Source organism: Actinoplanes flavus, assembly GCF_017592555.1.
Lineage (GTDB): Bacteria > Actinomycetota > Actinomycetes > Mycobacteriales > Micromonosporaceae > Actinoplanes > Actinoplanes flavus.
On record NZ_JAGFNS010000078.1, the window covers coordinates 1 to 1,509 of the forward strand.

Below are 1,509 nucleotides of genomic sequence, written 5' to 3' on the forward strand. Positions count from 1 at the left end.
CTAACTTGAGTTTTAACCTGTGCGGCGGGGTCGTGGTGTGGTGGAGGTCTTCTTTCTGACTGTGCCGTTCGGTGGTTTTGTCCTGGTGACGATGTGGACGTCGTGGCGGGTGGCCGGCTGGTTGTTGCGGTGGCCGGGTGGTCGTCCAGGGCCTGGCCGGGAGGGTTTCGGTGCACTGGTGGGAGTGCCTGTTCGTGTGTGCAGGTGCCGAAACCCTCGCCGGACTCGGGCTGGGGTCAGTCGTTGCGGTGGTGCGGGGCGTTCCCAGGGTCGCCGTAGGTCGGTGACGAGGGTCCGGGCGAGACGCAGTTGGGTGTAGGCGGCCAGCAGTAGCCAGGTCCAGCGGTCGGCGGCTGCCGGGTCGCGCAGTTTCGGGCTGGTCCAGCCGAGAGTTTGCTTGAGCATGCGGAAGGTGTGCTCGATGTCGAAACGGCGCAGGAACGTCTGCCAGAGCAGGTTGACGGTGGTGGTGTCGGCGTCGGGGATCGATGACCACGGCCAGACCGGTTTCGCGGTCGCGCCGGAGGGCAGACGTTGCACGCGTAGCAGGATGATGGTGCCCTCGATGATCGGGAGGATACCGTCGTGGCCGGTCCAGGCGGTGCGGTGGGTGAGCCGGGGGTGCAGTCTGTTCCAGGCCAGCACGGTAGCGTCGCCGTAGAGCCGGGTTTCGGTGGTGATGGCGGTGTCCGGGGCGCCCCAGCTGGCGGGGTCGCCGAAGATGAACTCACCGCCGTGTCGTTTCGGACGGCCGATCGTGTCGGGGGCGCGGGGTGGTGCCGGGCGGCGCAGGACCCGGTCCGATCGCATCCGGACCAGGACTTTCACCGGCAGGTCGGCTAAAAGTAGGGCCAGTCGGGGGCCGTCGTAGCCGGCGGCGGCGACGATCCACATGTCCGGGTCGCCGGGTTGCCACTGCCTGGCGGCGATGAGGCGTTGTACGACATCGCGTAGCTGCTCGGCGGTGACCGTGGCGGCGTCGTCCCCGGGTTGCAGCCGGCCGGCGTCCAAGGGTGCGGTCCACGAGTGGCGGCCCGATTCCAGGGCGACCACCATCGAATAGGGCCAGCCCGGGACACCGATGTGAGTGTCCTTGGTACGGCCGTAGGTGTGGCACAGCACCCGCTGCGGTGACGTGTGGGCTTCGGGGCGCAGCCAGCATGTGACATCCACCGCGAGCACGATCCGGCCGTCGGCGGCTCGTGACACCGGCACCGTGGTCAGAGCGGTGCGTAGTCGGTCGACGTCGATGCAACCGCGGTTCAGCCCGGCATACAGCGAGCCGTGACCCCGGCGATGCTGGCCGGTCAGCGACAGCTCCGCCAGCGAACGTACTGCCGTGTCCCCGCACAAAACCGCATCCACCAGCTCGAACAACGCGTCCGCGCGAGCGGTCAGACAGCGGTGGAACTCCGGCCCGGAACCCCGCCAGACGCCCGAGAGCACCAGCCGGATCGACGTCAGGCACACTGATCATCAGACAGCCCTTGATTCGGTTCTCTTCCCTAG

General features: G+C 68.0%; 1 pseudogene. It reads right to left on the reverse strand.

Features of this window, described 5'->3' with window-relative positions:
- Positions 1–12: 12 nt before the first annotated feature.
- Positions 13–1,477: pseudogene (locus J5X75_RS43725) on the reverse strand (NF041680 family putative transposase).
- Positions 1,478–1,509: the final 32 nt, after the last annotated feature.